Origin of the sequence: Flavobacterium aerium (assembly GCF_030766725.1) — a bacterium.
Lineage (GTDB): Bacteria > Bacteroidota > Bacteroidia > Flavobacteriales > Flavobacteriaceae > Flavobacterium > Flavobacterium aerium.
In genome coordinates this window covers 163,968-179,773 of record NZ_JARQWR010000002.1, presented here as the reverse complement: position 1 = coordinate 179,773, position 15,806 = coordinate 163,968, and the positions used below count along the sequence as shown (strand labels likewise).

Annotated in this window: 16 protein-coding genes; 10 read left to right on the top strand and 6 right to left on the bottom strand. The window is 32.5% G+C overall.

What is annotated here, in order from left to right; all coding sequences use genetic code 11:
* The first annotated feature begins 7 nt into the window (after window positions 1–7).
* From P6733_RS03410 to P6733_RS03385, 6 genes are all read left to right on the top strand, one after another.
* Complete coding sequence (locus P6733_RS03410) at window positions 8–454, top strand: LNS2 domain-containing protein (protein ID WP_306350201.1); 447 nt, start codon at window positions 8–10, stop codon at window positions 452–454.
* 9 nt (window positions 455–463) lie between these two features.
* Window positions 464–1,255 carry a (Fe-S)-binding protein gene (locus P6733_RS03405; RefSeq protein WP_306350200.1) on the top strand — a complete coding sequence of 264 codons (792 nt, stop codon included), beginning with the start codon at window positions 464–466 and terminating at the stop codon, window positions 1,253–1,255.
* 195 nt (window positions 1,256–1,450) lie between these two features.
* Window positions 1,451–1,933, top strand: a complete 483-nt coding sequence (locus P6733_RS03400; protein ID WP_306350199.1) for an ABC transporter ATPase — start codon at window positions 1,451–1,453, stop codon at window positions 1,931–1,933.
* Between the two features lie 12 nt (window positions 1,934–1,945).
* Window positions 1,946–4,858 (top strand): glycoside hydrolase family 3 N-terminal domain-containing protein, encoded by a 2,913-nt coding sequence (locus P6733_RS03395; RefSeq protein ID WP_306350198.1) that lies wholly within the window; start codon window positions 1,946–1,948, stop codon window positions 4,856–4,858.
* A gap of 330 nt (window positions 4,859–5,188) precedes the next feature.
* Window positions 5,189–6,334, top strand: a complete 1,146-nt coding sequence (gene bshA / locus P6733_RS03390) for an N-acetyl-alpha-D-glucosaminyl L-malate synthase BshA (protein WP_306350197.1) — start codon at window positions 5,189–5,191, stop codon at window positions 6,332–6,334.
* Between the two features lie 12 nt (window positions 6,335–6,346).
* Window positions 6,347–6,784, top strand: a complete 438-nt coding sequence (locus P6733_RS03385) for a protease complex subunit PrcB family protein (RefSeq protein ID WP_306350196.1) — start codon at window positions 6,347–6,349, stop codon at window positions 6,782–6,784.
* A 77-nt stretch (window positions 6,785–6,861) separates the two neighbouring features.
* Here P6733_RS03385 and P6733_RS03380 read toward each other — a convergent pair whose 3' ends face one another.
* Both P6733_RS03380 and P6733_RS03375 read right to left on the bottom strand, forming a co-directional pair.
* On the bottom strand, window positions 6,862–7,353 hold the full coding sequence (locus P6733_RS03380) for a hypothetical protein (RefSeq protein ID WP_306350195.1): 492 nt from the start codon (window positions 7,351–7,353) through the stop codon (window positions 6,862–6,864).
* A gap of 189 nt (window positions 7,354–7,542) precedes the next feature.
* Complete coding sequence (locus P6733_RS03375) at window positions 7,543–8,367, bottom strand: UDP-2,3-diacylglucosamine diphosphatase (RefSeq protein ID WP_306350194.1); 825 nt, start codon at window positions 8,365–8,367, stop codon at window positions 7,543–7,545.
* A 186-nt stretch (window positions 8,368–8,553) separates the two neighbouring features.
* Between P6733_RS03375 and aroC the strand changes: the two genes are divergently transcribed.
* From aroC to P6733_RS03360, 3 genes are all read left to right on the top strand, one after another.
* Entirely contained in the window at window positions 8,554–9,615 is a 1,062-nt protein-coding gene (gene aroC / locus P6733_RS03370; RefSeq protein ID WP_306350193.1) for a chorismate synthase, read from the top strand.
* Window positions 9,616–9,858: 243 nt separating this feature from the next.
* The gene (locus tag P6733_RS03365) at window positions 9,859–10,785 is read left to right on the top strand and encodes a T9SS-dependent choice-of-anchor J family protein (RefSeq protein WP_306350192.1); all 927 of its coding nucleotides are present in this window, start codon (window positions 9,859–9,861) and stop codon (window positions 10,783–10,785) included.
* Between the two features lie 226 nt (window positions 10,786–11,011).
* Window positions 11,012–11,776 (top strand): phosphatase PAP2 family protein, encoded by a 765-nt coding sequence (locus P6733_RS03360; protein ID WP_306350191.1) that lies wholly within the window; start codon window positions 11,012–11,014, stop codon window positions 11,774–11,776.
* Between the two features lie 75 nt (window positions 11,777–11,851).
* Here the strand turns inward: P6733_RS03360 and P6733_RS03355 are convergent, their stop codons facing one another.
* Entirely contained in the window at window positions 11,852–12,406 is a 555-nt protein-coding gene (locus tag P6733_RS03355; protein WP_306350190.1) for a hypothetical protein, read from the bottom strand.
* A 127-nt stretch (window positions 12,407–12,533) separates the two neighbouring features.
* Between P6733_RS03355 and P6733_RS03350 the strand changes: the two genes are divergently transcribed.
* Window positions 12,534–13,223, top strand: coding sequence for a type 1 glutamine amidotransferase domain-containing protein (locus tag P6733_RS03350; RefSeq protein WP_306350189.1), 690 nt, complete (start codon window positions 12,534–12,536; stop codon window positions 13,221–13,223).
* 82 nt (window positions 13,224–13,305) lie between these two features.
* Here the strand turns inward: P6733_RS03350 and P6733_RS03345 are convergent, their stop codons facing one another.
* From P6733_RS03345 to P6733_RS03335, 3 genes are all read right to left on the bottom strand, one after another.
* Entirely contained in the window at window positions 13,306–13,884 is a 579-nt protein-coding gene (locus tag P6733_RS03345; RefSeq protein ID WP_306350188.1) for a YceI family protein, read from the bottom strand.
* Window positions 13,885–14,266: 382 nt separating this feature from the next.
* Window positions 14,267–14,887 carry a JAB domain-containing protein gene (locus P6733_RS03340; protein ID WP_306350187.1) on the bottom strand — a complete coding sequence of 207 codons (621 nt, stop codon included), beginning with the start codon at window positions 14,885–14,887 and terminating at the stop codon, window positions 14,267–14,269.
* A 107-nt stretch (window positions 14,888–14,994) separates the two neighbouring features.
* Window positions 14,995–15,777 carry an MBL fold metallo-hydrolase gene (locus P6733_RS03335; RefSeq protein ID WP_306350186.1) on the bottom strand — a complete coding sequence of 261 codons (783 nt, stop codon included), beginning with the start codon at window positions 15,775–15,777 and terminating at the stop codon, window positions 14,995–14,997.
* Window positions 15,778–15,806: the final 29 nt, after the last annotated feature.

The following is a 15,806-nucleotide window of genomic DNA, read 5'->3' as shown; positions in this document are numbered from 1 at the left end:
TACAACCATGGAAAACAAAAACATAGACGATCAATTACAAGCCAAAAGTGAAAATGGAGCGCATGTAAGTCCAATATTACCTGAAGGAATAAAGAACTACCTTATTGACATTGACGGAACCATTTGTGATGACATTCCAAATGAAGAACCTGAAAGAATGGCAACTGCGGAAGTTTATCCTGATGCACTCCGAACATTAAATAAATGGTATGATGAAGGTCATATTATTTTCTTTTTCACATCCCGAACGGAAGCTCATCGAGAGATTACAGAAGAATGGTTAAAGAAATACGATTTCAAATACCATGGAATGTTGATGGGAAAACCACGTGGAGGGAATTACCATTGGATAGACAACCATTTAGTAAAAGCCACAAGATATAGAGGTAAATTTACCGATTTAATAGATAAAGAAGTGACCATCCAAGTATTTGATGATGGTAACCACCAATAAAAAACAATCATGTCAGAAAATTTGATAGTCCCAACAATGGCCGAAATGATGGCCCAAGGTCAACAGCCAGAAGTATTATTCTGGGTGGGTTGTGCCGGTAGTTTTGATGATAGAGCCAAGAAAATAACTAAAGCATTCGTTAAAATCCTTAACGAATCAAAAATTTCATTTGCTGTACTTGGAACAGAAGAAAGCTGCACAGGTGATCCAGCCAAAAGAGCTGGAAATGAATTTCTTTTTCAAATGCAAGCCATGACCAACATTGAGGTTATGAATGCCTATGAGGTTAAAAAAGTTGTTACAGCCTGTCCACATTGTTTCAATACTATTAAAAATGAATACCCATCATTAGGCGGGAATTATGAAGTAGTACACCATACTCAATTTTTAAAATCATTATTAGACGATGGTCGTTTAACAATTGAAGGTGGAGAATATAAAGGTAAAAAAATCACTTTCCATGACCCATGTTATTTAGGTCGTGCAAATAATGTATATGAAGCACCACGTGAATTAATTCAGAAGCTAGATGCTGAATTAGTAGAAATGAAAAGATGCCGCACAAAAGGTTTATGCTGTGGAGCTGGTGGAGCGCAAATGTTTAAAGAACCTGAAAAAGGAAATAAAGACATTAACGTTGAAAGAACAGAAGAAGCATTGGAAACAAAACCAGAAATTATTGCTGCTGGATGTCCATTTTGCAACACGATGATGACGGATGGTGTAAAACACCAAAACAAAGAAGCAGAAGTAAAAGTGATGGATATTGCTGAATTAATTGCTAGTGCTAAAAATTTGTAAAAGACAAAATCAAGCTATTTTCAATTCAATATAATATTATTCAAAGGCGTTTATTTCAATATTAAATTATTTGATAAAAAGTAATTGAAAATTAATTCTAGAATTACATCGAATAATTTTTTGGCTTGATAAATTATTCCAATTATTAAACCCATAGGTTCAAAGAAATCTTGAATCTTTAGAAAAAACAAAAATATGTACGTACCCTTTGATACTTTACCTGAAGAATCGAAAATTTGGATTTATCAATCCAATCGAAAATTCTCAGAGGATGAAATAAAAGATATAGAAAGTGATTTATTATCATTTTTAGAACAGTGGGCAGCTCACGGAACACAGTTAGAAGCTTCTTACCAAGTAAAATATAATCGTTTTATCATTATTGCAGTAAACCAAGAAGCCCAACAAGCAACAGGTTGTTCTATTGATGCATCTGTTCAGTTTATTCAAGCTCTAGAGCAAAAATATAATGTGGATTTATTGGACAAAATGAATGTTACTTTCAAACTTGGAGAACACATTGCTCACAAACCATTGATTGAATTTAAAAAAATGGCCAAAGAAAAAGCCGTTTCAGAAAATACTATCGTATTCAATAATTTAGTGAACAATATTGCCGAATGGCACGAACATTGGGAAGTTCCCGCAAATGAAAGCTGGCATAGTCGGTTCTTTTAAACCTATTCATTGATGAAATATCTTGTTCTCTTACTGCTATTCTTTAGCCAATTTGCCTTTGTACAAAACAAAAAAACAAACCCTTCTTTTAACAGAACAAAAGAAACGGTTTGGGTAGACAGTGTCTATAATCAAATGTCTTTTGAAGAAAGAGTAGGGCAATTGTTTATGGTAGCGGCCTATTCTAATAAAGACTCTGCTCATATAAAATCTATTGATAGACTTGTCAAAGATTATAAAATTGGAGGAGTGATATTTTTCCAAGGTGGGCCCGGTAGACAAGCAAGAATGACAAACCGCTTCCAAGCCGAATCTAAACTTCCGCTATTCATCGGTATCGATGCCGAATGGGGTATTAGCATGCGTTTGGATTCAACGTATCGTTACCCTTGGAATATGACATTGGGAGCGATTCAAGATATGAAATTAGTTGAAAAACTAGGAAAACAAATGGGGCAAGAGAGTAAAAGAATGGGTATCCATTTCAATTTTGCTCCTGTCTTAGATATCAATACAAACCCTAAAAATCCTATCATTGGAAATCGTTCTTTTGGTGAAGACAAAATAAATGTAACCGAACGTGCTATTGCCTTAATGAAAGGAATTCAAAGCCAAGGTGTATATTCTACTGGAAAACATTTCCCAGGTCATGGAGATACATCAACGGATTCTCATCATGCACTTCCAACCGTAAACTATTCCAAAGAACATTTGGATAATGTAGAGTTATACCCATATAAAAAATTATTCAAAGAAGGTTTAATGAGCGTTATGGTTGCTCATTTAAATGTTCCAAGCTTAGAAAGTAGAGAAAACTATCCTTCTTCAATCTCTTATAATGTAGTAACCGAATTACTTCAGAAAGAACTTGATTTCAAGGGGCTTATTTTTACAGATGCTTTGAATATGAAAGGAGCTAGTAATTTTAAAAAACCAGGAGAAATTGATCTTGAGGCTTTTTTAGCTGGAAATGATATCTTATTATTTGCCGAAAATGTACCATTAGCCATTGAGAAATTTACAGAAGCCTATTTTAATTGTACCATTACAGATGAACGATTAGAATATTCTGTAAAAAAGATTCTGAAATACAAATACAGAGCAGGGTTAAACAACTATACACCGATTGATTCTAAAAATTTATCAAAGGATCTTAATAAGCCTGATAACGATGCATTACAATATCAATTATTTAAAAATGCCATTACAGTATTAAAAAATAAAAATGAGATTCTGCCAATCAAACATTTGGAGAGACAGAAAATTGCCTATGTCAAATTAGGAGATGATGTCAATAGTGATTTCTTAAATACATTAAAACAATATACAGAAGTAACTGAAGTTAGTGAAGCCAATTTAGATACCCTAAATTTAAAATTGAGCGAATATACTACTGTTATTGTAGGCTATCATAAATCCAATGCTAATGCATGGAAAAATCATGACTTTAAAGAACAAGAACTATTATGGTTAAGTCAAATCGCAAAAAGAAATAACAATGTTATCTTAGATGTTTTTGCAAAACCCTATTCTCTTATGCCTGTACTATCTTCTACTTTTGAAGATCTTAAAGGAGTGATTGTTTCCTATCAAAACAGTGAAATTAGTCAAAATGTTTCTGCTCAATTAATCTTTGGTGCCATTGAAGCAAAAGGTAAATTACCCGTATCTATCAATAATGATTATAAAGTTAATACGGGTTTAAAAACTAAAAAGTTAAACATCCTAGGTTTTACAGCACCTGAAAATGTTGACATGAATTCTGCAATTCTATCTAAAATAGATGATATTGCTCAGAAGACTATAGAACGAAAAATTACACCGGGCATGCAAATATTAGTAGCTCGTAAAGGAAAAGTAATCTACCAAAAATCATTCGGTTACCAAACCTATGATAAAGATTTCAAAATTCAGAATAGTGACGTATATGATGTGGCTTCTTTAACCAAAATACTTTCTACGTTACCTAACGTTATGAAACTTGTTGAAGAAGAAAATATACCTCTTAATACAAAACTTGGAAACATGCTTCCCGTTTTTAGTGATACCGACAAAAAGAATATTACGCTAAAAGAGATACTATCACACAATGCCGGTTTTCAAGCTTGGATTCCTTTTTATCAAGCCACTTTAGATGCCGATAAAATCCCAAGTAAAACTTTTTACAGAAAAATATACAGCCCTGAATTCCCTTATCAAGTCGCTGAAAACTTGTACATCCGTAAAGATTATCCACAAACAATTCTAAAGACCATTGCAGATAGTAAATTAGGCCCAAAGACCTATAAATACAGTGATTTTGGATTTATTATTCTAAAAAATTATTTAGAAAAAGAAACGGGTAAAACACTTGATGTATTAAGTACTCAAAACTTTTACAAACCACTGGGTGCAAATAATACAATGTATAACCCATTACAAAAATTTGATGTAAGTAGTATTCCTCCAACAGAGAATGACAACTACTTCCGATACCAACGCATCGATGGATATGTACATGATATGGGAGCAGCAATGGAAGGTGGAGTAGGTGGACATGCTGGTATATTTTCGAATGCTATGGATGTAGCTAAAATTATGCAAATGTATTTACAAAAAGGAAACTATGCTAATGTGCAGTTTTTCTCAAAAAACACATTCGATACTTTCAATACCACTTACTTTGCAAAAGAAGGCAACCGTAGAGTATTAGGATTTGATAAACCGCAAAAAGGCGGTGGTGGACCTACATGTGACTGTGTTTCTCCAGAAAGTTTTGGTCATTCAGGATTCACAGGAACTTTTGCATGGGCAGATCCTGAGACAGAAATTGTATACATATTCTTATCAAACAGAACTTTCCCAACAGCAGAAAATAATCAGTTGGCTAAAGAAAATATTCGTTCAAATATCCAACAAGTAATTAAGGATGCTATAATAGAATAAAACAGTTCAATCCCATTAACCAAAGCCTATCAACATATTAATATATCGATAGGCTTTGGCTTTTTATACTCGTTAATGTTACTACAATAGCCATTTCAATTATGACATTTTATTTAATTCATTGATATAGTAAGGCCGACCGAAATTATCAGAACCCATTTCTTAGTGAATTATCATAACATTGTTAATTATTTAACATTTAACAGTGTTCATAAGTATAACATTTCCATTTAATTAGTTCATTTCAGTCTTATTTTTACGTTAATATTATCTAAAAAAGAACAGACTATTCCTTTTTTAATTAATTTGGTTACGTATTAAAAAAGACAAATGAAAATAGCAATAGTATGTTATCCGACCTTTGGAGGTAGTGGTGTTGTCGCTACTGAATTAGGATTAGAATTAGCACGAAGAGGCCACGAAATTCACTTTATAACTTATAGTCAGCCCGTACGTTTAGCCTTATTAAATCCAAATGTTCACTATCATGAAGTGAATGTTCCAGAATATCCTTTATTCCATTATCAACCCTATGAACTTGCTCTTTCAAGTAAATTAGTTGATATGGTAAAACTATATAAAATCGAATTGTTACATGTACATTATGCTATTCCACATGCTTATGCAGGTTATATGGCAAAACAAATGTTAGCCGACGAAGGAATAGATTTACCAATGGTTACAACTTTACATGGAACAGACATCACCTTAGTAGGAAATCATCCATTTTATAAGCCCGCAGTAAGTTTCAGCATCAATAAATCAGACTATGTAACTTCTGTTTCTCAAAATCTAAAAGATGAAACCTATAGATTATTCAATATCACAAATGACATTGTTGTAATTCCAAACTTTATCGATTTAGATAAAAATATGAACGATGCCCACATTACGTGTAAGAGATCACTTATGGCCAACGTTGAGGAAAAAATAATCACACACATCAGTAACTTTAGAGCTGTAAAAAGGATTCCCGATATCGTTGAAGTATTTTACAGAATTCAAAAAAGTATTCCTGCAAAATTAATGATGGTAGGAGACGGCCCTGAAAAAGAAAAAGCCGAAATACTTTGTGCCAAATTAGGCATTAGCGATAAAGTAATCTTCTTTGGAAATAGTAATGAAATTGATGAAATTCTAGGATATTCTGACTTATTCTTATTACCATCAGAAACGGAAAGCTTTGGTTTAGCAGCACTAGAAGCAATGGCCTGTGGTGTTCCTGTTATTTCAAGTAATTCAGGTGGATTACCAGAAGTAAATATTGATGGGAAATCAGGTTATTTAAGCGATGTAGGCGATTTAGATGGTATGGCAGAGAATGCATTAAAAATACTTAAAGATGAAGCTACATTAGCAACCTTTAAAATTAATGCTCGAGAAGTAGCACAACAATTTGATATCTTAAATATATTACCTTTATACGAAGACTTATATCACAAAGCATTAAGTAAAAAACAACCTTCAACTATTTAAAACATTTAAATTATGAAAAAGTTTCTTTTATTATCTGCATCAGTTCTATTATTTGCCTGTGGTGGAGCTAAACATAAAACAAATGCTAAATCGGCAGAGCCAATGTATCAAATTTTGACAGAGTCAACTTATAAAGGGAAAGAGCAAAAATCATATGAAATCATAGAAACAAATGCTCAATTGCAAGATCTTTATTATGCTGTAGAAGATAGTGACATCCCAAAAATTGACTTTAATAAAGAAAAAGTTGTTGCTTTATTTTTAGGACAAAAAAATAGTGGTGGTTATGCAATCGGTATAAAAAGCGTCGTTGAGAAAAAAGGAAAGATATACGTTACCGTAAAAAAGACATCGCCTAAAGAAGGTGAAATGAGTACTATGGCAATGACCAATCCTTTTTGCATTGCAAAAATAAAATCCAATAAAGAAATTGTTATTACAGACAATTAATGATTCATTTCTTTACCGTATAAAACAAAAAAATCCCATTAATTAAAATGGGATTTTTTTATATCAATATAGTAAGATTAGAATTTATATCTAAGACCTAATCCTACATCAAATCCTAAATCATTATCCATTGCATCATTATTAAAACCAATCTCTGGTCTAAAGTCTAATGAAATTAATAAAGGGAAATCAAAATTGTACTCAATACCGATATCTCCCGCTACAAAACCGAAAGCACCACTATCGCTGTCTCTTCTTCCAGGTCCATCATAATTCCAAGTTCCTAATCCTCCACCTACACCGGCGTACCAATTAAAACCTTGATCGATGTTCCATACCCATTGGTATAAACCTGCTAATTTAATAGCATTAAAATCATTTGAATTTCTCCAACCCAAATCAAATTCTAAACGGTTATTTTTTGATAGACCTCTTTGGTATGAGATTTCCCCTCCAAAACCATCGTTGTCACCAAGACGTAAACCTAAAGCATTTTTAGAAATTTCTTGAGCTTGTGTACTTAATGCTAACCCCAATAGCATAAAAGCAGATAAAAATAGTTTTTTCATATTTGTCATGTTTTATTCAAATTTATAGTAAAACGGACAATTAACAAAAATATTTTGTTAAATATAATCTTACTTTAGAAAGCTTCTAAACTAACAAATAGATAACAATCTGATTTACAACACACAAGAAAATTAACACCCAATACTCAATAAGGCACAACATCATATAAATCAAGCATTTAATCGCTTTTATTTGGTGAAAACTAGGGACGCTATTAATTGCTGACTTAATTTTGTTTCCATTTCCAAATAATCTTCTTCAACTTCCATATTATGACTGGCATAATCATACAGTTTCCATCGTTTCTTATTGTATTCCAATGCAGTAAGGTTTTCTACCCAATCCCCAGAATTCAAATACATCGTTGATCCATTTTTATTAGATTTTCGAATAATTTTTGGTTCATGTATGTGACCGCAAATCACATAATCATATTTATTTTCTATAGCTAAATCTGTTGCAACTTTTTCAAAATCAGTTATAAATTTTACCGCTGATTTTACACTCGATTTAATTTTTTTAGAGAAGGAGTAAGGCTCTTTTCCCATTCTCACCAATAACCAATTTATGAATCGATTGAATACAATTAAAAAATCATAGCCATATCCACCTAATTTTGCAATCCATTTAGCGTGTTGCACTGAAGCATCAAATACATCACCATGAAATATCCATGCTTTTTTATCATCCAATTCTAAAACCAGTTTGTCCACAATAGAAAAATTACCAATTGTAGCATCGCTAAATTTACGTAGCATTTCATCATGGTTACCAGTGATATAATAAACCTTAGTTCCTTTCGAAGCAAAGTCTATTAACTTTTTTATTACCTTTAAATGTGATTTAGGAAAATATGATTTTCTGAATTGCCATATATCAATAATATCACCATTGAGCACAAGTGTTTTCGGTTTTATAGTTGATAAATAATGCCCCAATTCTTTAGCATGGCAACCAAAAGTGCCTAAATGCACATCGGAAATAACGACTAGGTCAACGATCCTCTTTTTCAATGTGAATAGCTTTTATGTTTCTCAAATAAACAAAAACAAGGTAATTCTAGTTTTAATTGAAGATTAAATTAACGTTTGATTTTACATTAAACGTATTAACAAATTGTGTTTTCACGGCTTTACATTCAAAAAGCTAAATTTTCAAATCTAATCCAGAAGCCTTATCTTTGTTCAAAAGACTACTATATGGCAGGCAATAGCTTCGGGAACCTATTTAAAATTACCACATTTGGAGAATCACATGGTGAAGCTTTAGGTGGAGTTATAGATGGTTGTCCTCCAGGAATTTCCATTGATTTGGAAGCAGTACAATATGAAATGTCCAGAAGAAAACCAGGGCAATCAGCCATTGTTACACAACGTAAAGAATCCGATGAAGTACAGTTTTTATCTGGTATTTTTGAAGGAAAAACTACGGGTACTTCTATAGGATTTATCATCCCAAATACCAATCAAAAATCGGATGATTATTCTCATATCAAAGATAGTTATCGCCCTAGTCATGCCGACTATGTATATGAACAAAAATATGGAATTCGTGATTATCGTGGTGGCGGAAGAAGTTCTGCTAGAGAAACAGCTAGTAGAGTAGCAGCAGGTGCTATTGCAAAACAAATGCTCCCAGAGATAAAGATTAATGCATTTGTATCCTCAGTTGGGGACATATTTATAGATAAACCCTATCAAGATCTTGACTTCTCTTTAACAGAAAGTAACCCAGTGCGCTGTCCAGATGCTGCCTCAGCAGAAAAGATGGAAGCCTATATTCGTGAAATCAGGAAACAAGGAGATACAGTAGGAGGAACCGTTACTTGTGTCATTCAAAATGTGCCTATTGGACTTGGTGAGCCTGTGTTTGATAAATTACATGCTGAGTTAGGAAAAGCAATGCTGTCTATTAATGCTGTAAAAGGTTTTGAATATGGTAGTGGATTTTGCGGAGCAAAGATGAAAGGAAGTGAACACAATGACCTTTATAATGCGGACGGTACTACTAAATCAAACCTATCAGGTGGAATTCAAGGGGGAATAAGTAATGGAATGGATATCTATTTCAGAGTAGCTTTTAAGCCCGTAGCAACGATTATGCAAGAACAAGAAACAATAGACCGAGAAGGTAATCTCGTTAAAATGACTGGAAAAGGGCGCCATGATCCTTGTGTAGTTCCCCGTGCAGTACCAATCGTCGAAGCGATGGCAGCAATTGTCATTGCTGATTACTTCTTATTGAATAAGACATTAAGATAAAATCTTAAAAATATATATTTTTGTAAAAGAGCTGTATGACTAGTCATACGGCTCTTTTTATATTTAAAAACACAAAATAGTTCTATCAAAAAAGAAATCATCATTTAATTAAAAAAAAGTAGTTTATATATATAAAACAAACAATTTAAGCACATTAAGTTAAAATTTAACACAAAAAGTATCGTATTTTATTAACATATATCTTATTTTTGGAAATAACAAACTATAAACCAATAATAAATTATGTACAAAAAATTACTTTTCGCGAGCTTATTACTAGGAACAGTAGGAGCTGCAAACGCACAAACCACTATCTTCGAAGATAGTTTTGAGACTTACAACAATTTTGCTATTGCAAATATTGGAACATGGACTTTAACTGATATTGATGGGGCTGCAACTTATGGTATCGAAGTTGGAACACCACCTGTACCGGTTGTTTTTGAAAATTCTGGATACACGGGTTCATTTATTATTTTCAATAGATCAGCAACAGCTCCAATGGTTAATGAGGCATGGGCTGCTCATACGGGAGATAAAGTTATTGCTTGCTTTAATGCTGTTGTAGACGGACAATCACCTGCACAAGGACCAAATAATGATTGGTTAATTTCACCGCAAATTCAATTAGGAACTGCAGGAAATTCTCTTACTTTTTGGGCTAAATCTGCTGCGGGAAATTATCCTGATGAGCGTTTCAAAGTTGGTGTTTCTACAACGGGTACGGCTACTACAAATTTTACAGTAGTTTCTCCTGCACCTTATGTACAAACTACGGCAGCTTGGACACAATATACTTACAACTTAGATACATATGCAGGTCAAAATGTATATATCTCAATTAACTGTATTTCTAATGACCAATTTGCATTATTAATTGACGATTTCAAAGTTACTGCTACAACATTAGGGACTGATGATTTCTTAGCTAATAAGTTTGCCGTATATCCAAACCCTGCGAAAGATGTATTGAACTTAACAAATACAATAAATGCTGAAGTTAAAAATATTAGCATCACTGACTTAAATGGTCGTATTGTAAAACAAAACAATTACAATGGAGTTGCAAATCAAATTCAAATTAATGTTGCAGATTTAGCTAAAGGAGCTTACATCTTAACCATTAATTCTGACCAAGGTTCAGTAACTAAAAAAATACTAAAAGACTAAATCATATAGATTTTATAATTAAAATGTTTTTTTGTTTAAAATCCCGATTGTATAAATTGCAATCGGGATTTTTGTTTTAGTATACTTTTAAAATCAGCTCTTTAATTTTTTAAAATGCATTCTTAAGATTCACTTAAATCAAAACTCTTACTCCAATTTTAAAAATATTAAGGCGTTAATCATGGTATAATTAAAAATGATTCATTCATTTCATAAACTCAAAACCATGGTAATTAAAAAAGTAATGATTGTTTTTATCCTATGTAATTTTTTGACTGTGCAAGCTCAAGAAATTACAACTGATACACTTTCTGTTAAAGTCAATCCTGATCAATTGAAATTCAATTATAAACAATTAATTATTCCTGCTGTACTAATTGGATATGGTGTAATAGGAATTGAAAGTGACGGATTAAAGAGAATTAACAGTGGAATTAAAGAAGAAGTTAACGAACATATTGATAAAAAGATAACCATTGACGATTTTAGTCAATATGCAACTGCCTTATCCGTCTATGCCTTAAATACAATGGGAATAAAAGGGAAAAACAACTTCAAAGACAGAACTATAATTCTCGCTATATCTACATTAATTGTTGGTGGTACTGTTCTAAGTTTGAAATCATTAACTAAAATAGAACGCCCTGATGGAAGTGCCAAAAATTCTTTTCCCTCAGGTCATGCAGCCAATGCATTTGCTGGAGCAGAGTTCTTATGGCAGGAATATAAAGATGTATCCATATGGTATGGAATTTCAGGATATTTAGTAGCTACTGGAACTGGGTTATTCCGAATCTACAATGATCGTCACTGGTTTACAGATGTAGTAGCAGGAGCAGGAATCGGTATATTGAGTACTAAAATAGCCTATTGGATTTATCCATTTATACAAGATAAAATATTCAACTCTGAAAATAAAAAATCAGCAGCTATGATTGCTCCTTTTTATAATGGACAACAAGTAGGAGCTAGTTTTATTATGAATTTTTAATCTCTCTTGTATTCTCATTTCTAATTATATTCTATTAATATTCATTAAACTATTTATGCATTATTACGCCTATAATTAATACAATAATCTCTCTAAAATCTCTGGTTTTATAGAAAATAATATTCCAAATATCATGAGTATAAATCCTAAAATAACAGCAATTATATACAGTACATGGGAAAATCCATAAGACTCTCTAATTAATAATTTGTAGTCGTCTGGATTGTACTTTGGAGTCGAATTTAATTTATTATGATAAAATGAAAATTCTCCTGAAGTTACTTGAATGGAATATTTCCCTGTACTAGGTGCTTTAAAATGAAACAAATCAATAGTCATGTTTTTCAAGGTTTGTTCTTTGGCCTGAACATTTGATTTAACCACGCAATTTTTACCATCACTATCCGTAACAATAATAGTAAACAATGGGAATTTACTCCAGCGTTTCCCCGTAATCAAGACCATATAATTCCCGGGTTTATTCAACGCAAACTCTCTACTAACACTTTGCAGGTTAGGAAATTCTATTGTTTCTCTATGTGATTTTTTAATGAGTTTATTCAACCCAAATAAAAATATAAAGAAACTTGCTATAGAGATCAATATGGCGGTTATCTGTATTAGTTTCATATCCTTAAAATTAAATAAATCCTTAACATTAACGAAGTTATAACTTTATATTAAGCTATAATCCATTTAAAATAAAAATCGTACATTGAAACTTCTCCCTCAATTTTTTTAACCAAAAAAAAGTACTATGAGCAAAAAGAAAGCATTAATCGTTGTGACCAGTGTAGAAAAATATCCAAATATGGATCGTGCTACTGGACTTTGGTTAGCAGAAGCAGTACATTTCTATGAAAAGCTAGCCAATAAAGGATATGAAGTTGATTTTGTAAGCCCTCGCGGTGGATACACCCCTTTAGACCCTGTGAGTTTACAAACGGGTGTATTACCTATAGATTGGAAATACTATAAAGATCCTGTCTTTCGTTCTAAACTTGCTAATGCACTGACTCCAAAAGATATTAATCCAAAAGATTATAGCGTAATCTATTATTCGGGTGGACATGGTGTAATTTGGGATTTCCCAGATGACGCAAATCTTCAAAAAATTAGTGCAGAAATTTATGAAAATGGAGGTATTGTATCCTCAGTATGCCATGGTGCAGTAGGTTTATTGAATATCAAACTTTCCAATGGTAATCTTCTAATTAAAGATAAAAAGCTTACGGGTTTCTCCAATCAGGAAGAAATTATGGCAGAATTGGCCGATCATGTTCCTTTTCTTACCGAAAATGAATTGGTTAAAAGGGGTGCAAAATATCAAAAAGCCAATCAACCTTTTACTTCTTTTGCTGTCGTTGATGAACGATTAGTTACTGGGCAAAATCCACAATCGGGTGGAGCAGTAGGAGAAGAGGTATTAAAAATACTCGAAGGATAAAATCTCAAATTTTCAACTTCTTAAAAACAACAAAGGATAGCCGTGGCTATCCTTTGTTGTTCAATTTAAATTCTATTCTAAATTATTGCAGAATCAATTCTGCATCAGCAGCAATTTTTACATCATTACTGATTAAAGTTTCTGGCATTGTTGTTCCTACATTAAAATCTAAGCGTTTTAATAAACCTTTAAACTGGAATCCAGCCGTTTTTTTATTGGAATTAGGATTTACTATTGTACCACGGTAAACCATCTCAACTTCTACAGGTTTTGTAATATTATGTATTGTTAGATTTCCTTTTAGTTTGTATTTATCTTTACTGATTTTCTGAATACTAGTACTTTTAAAATTCAATGTGGTGTATTGTGCTGCATCAAAAAAATCAGGACTTCTCAAATGATTATCACGTGGTTCAACTTCGGTATCTATAGAGCTAATATCTGCTTTGAGTTCTACTTTTGCATCACTAAAATCCTCTTTTGTAGCAACCATATTTAACTCAAAAGTCTTGAAAATACCGTTGATATCCGAAATCAACATGTGGGTAGTAGTAAAACCTAATCGGGAATGCATTGGATCATTTTTCCAAGTTTGTTGTGCAAATCCTGTCATTGTTGTCAAAAACAATACAACGACTGTAATCAATTTAAGCTGTTTCATAATTATTATTTTTAGTTTATACTTTAAAAATTTAATAGTCTAAAATTAATTCTTTTGAAAATGACCACCATTGATCTATGATAAGAAATCAAACTATTTTACTTTTTATTCTCAAAAAACAGCATTACACAATTATTGTCGTTACAATCTCCTAACAGTTTATTTTGAAAAATCATGCACAAGTTGCAACTTGATATATTCTATTTTATAGTTTGAATCGGATGTATTTGTATTATGATGAATCGCTTTAAAATAAAGAATATTGGGACTAACCCAAATCAAGGATTGGCTGTCGGGTACTTTAAAATTAGTAAAGTTCACATACAGTAAATCTTCAATATTATCCGATTGGGCATTATAATTTAGTTCTAAATATTTCTCATTAAATTGCTTTAATATCAGCCAAGCTAAGTCCTGTCGCTTTTTTTATTGAAGCATTATCCATACCAAGCCCTTTCAATTTTTTTGCAATTTCAACATTATTATCACGTAAAATGTTTTCTTTTTCAATAAGAGCACGGGCTTTATTGAGGTCTAATTGGTTTTGGTCGATTAATTCATAGAGACCATTATTACGAAATTCGTTCATAAACCCTAATTCTTCAAAACTACAGTAACCTGTTTCCGAAATAATCATGTGATCGATTACTTCTATCAATAACAAACGACCTGCTTTAAGCATACGATCTGTGAAATTTTTATCGGCATCCGAAGGTTTTAGATTTCCGCTAGGATGGTTGTGGACCAAAATCATTTTTGTAGCCAGCTTGTAAATTCCCATTCTAAACATTTGTGGTGGGTCTACATTGACGCGATTTCGGCTGCCTAAGCTTATTAGCTCAATAAAGAGTATTCTATTTTGATCATCAATACCGATGGCCCAAAAATGTTCTTGGGCACGACGAAGTTTATTTTCACGCATTAATATTTCTTGCATGATTTCGTATACATCGTCTGTATTTGCAATATTTATTTTTCGTTCGGCTGATATTTTTACATTCATACTATAGAGTTCTTATGGCTATGATTCCAAATTTAGGTATTTTTTCAGGATCATTCATCATACATCGCTGGATTCAGTCTACATTTATGTCTAGAAACACTGAATACTTAAAGTGTACTGAATACTTGATTTTGCTCAAAATGATTGAATTCCTCTAAATCATGGTAACCAAATACTTCTATTTCTGGATGTTGATTTATAAATTCACGAATTCGGTCTAGTGTTTCCAGTCGTAACGTATTATCATCGGCTCTCATAGTAGCGAGTTGATTTACAGGATGATTTGTATCTGTGAGTTCTATTCGCATATAATATGCATCACCGATGTAGAACAGCCAATTTTGGCCATCCTTAATGGCTACACCACAGTGTCCTAGTGTATGTCCTGGTAATGGAATGAGGTAAATTTCGGTTTTGAGGTTTGTTTCTACTTTTCTCGCTTCAAAACCAAACCATTTCTCAGTTGATTTTGAGTACGTTTTTACCGTAGGCTGGTGGGAGAGGGGCTGCTTCAAATAGCGTGGATTACCCGAATTGAAGTTCTCATATTCTTCAGCACCAACATGAACTTTTACTTTTGGGAAATCGGCCAGACCACCAATATGATCATTATCCAAATGCGAAATGATACAATCGGTTACATTGTTTGGATTCAGTCCTAATTTTTCAATTTGCCGAATGGCTGTAGATCCTTCATCAAAATGATATCCTACGATATCAATAAGTTCTTTTCCAATTCTTTCATTAGGCTGTTCAATATCCAACAGCCCAATGCCAGTATCTATTAATGCTAAGCCGTTTTTATCTTCTATTAATATACAATGTCCTATTACATTATCGTTGATAGGAGAAACTATTTTTACGCAGTTTAAATGGTGTAAATGTGTCATTCTATTTTATTTGGGGATTATATTCTCAA

What these genes read in the sequence shown, in the direction of transcription:
- P6733_RS03385 (WP_306350196.1), top strand. Translation starts at nt 6,347, where the DNA reads ATGAAAAAGTTTCTTTTATTATCTGCATCAGTTCTATTATTTGCCTGT.
- aroC (WP_306350193.1), top strand. Translation starts at nt 8,554, where the DNA reads ATGGCAGGCAATAGCTTCGGGAACCTATTTAAAATTACCACATTTGGA.
- bshA (WP_306350197.1), top strand. Translation starts at nt 5,189, where the DNA reads ATGAAAATAGCAATAGTATGTTATCCGACCTTTGGAGGTAGTGGTGTT.
- P6733_RS03395 (WP_306350198.1), top strand. Translation starts at nt 1,946, where the DNA reads ATGAAATATCTTGTTCTCTTACTGCTATTCTTTAGCCAATTTGCCTTT.
- P6733_RS03400 (WP_306350199.1), top strand. Translation starts at nt 1,451, where the DNA reads ATGTACGTACCCTTTGATACTTTACCTGAAGAATCGAAAATTTGGATT.
- P6733_RS03355 (WP_306350190.1), bottom strand. Translation starts at nt 12,406, where the DNA reads ATGAAACTAATACAGATAACCGCCATATTGATCTCTATAGCAAGTTTC.
- P6733_RS03360 (WP_306350191.1), top strand. Translation starts at nt 11,012, where the DNA reads ATGGTAATTAAAAAAGTAATGATTGTTTTTATCCTATGTAATTTTTTG.
- P6733_RS03340 (WP_306350187.1), bottom strand. Translation starts at nt 14,887, where the DNA reads ATGAATGTAAAAATATCAGCCGAACGAAAAATAAATATTGCAAATACA.
- P6733_RS03335 (WP_306350186.1), bottom strand. Translation starts at nt 15,777, where the DNA reads ATGACACATTTACACCATTTAAACTGCGTAAAAATAGTTTCTCCTATC.
- P6733_RS03410 (WP_306350201.1), top strand. Translation starts at nt 8, where the DNA reads ATGGAAAACAAAAACATAGACGATCAATTACAAGCCAAAAGTGAAAAT.
- P6733_RS03365 (WP_306350192.1), top strand. Translation starts at nt 9,859, where the DNA reads ATGTACAAAAAATTACTTTTCGCGAGCTTATTACTAGGAACAGTAGGA.
- P6733_RS03350 (WP_306350189.1), top strand. Translation starts at nt 12,534, where the DNA reads ATGAGCAAAAAGAAAGCATTAATCGTTGTGACCAGTGTAGAAAAATAT.
- P6733_RS03405 (WP_306350200.1), top strand. Translation starts at nt 464, where the DNA reads ATGTCAGAAAATTTGATAGTCCCAACAATGGCCGAAATGATGGCCCAA.
- P6733_RS03380 (WP_306350195.1), bottom strand. Translation starts at nt 7,353, where the DNA reads ATGAAAAAACTATTTTTATCTGCTTTTATGCTATTGGGGTTAGCATTA.
- P6733_RS03345 (WP_306350188.1), bottom strand. Translation starts at nt 13,884, where the DNA reads ATGAAACAGCTTAAATTGATTACAGTCGTTGTATTGTTTTTGACAACA.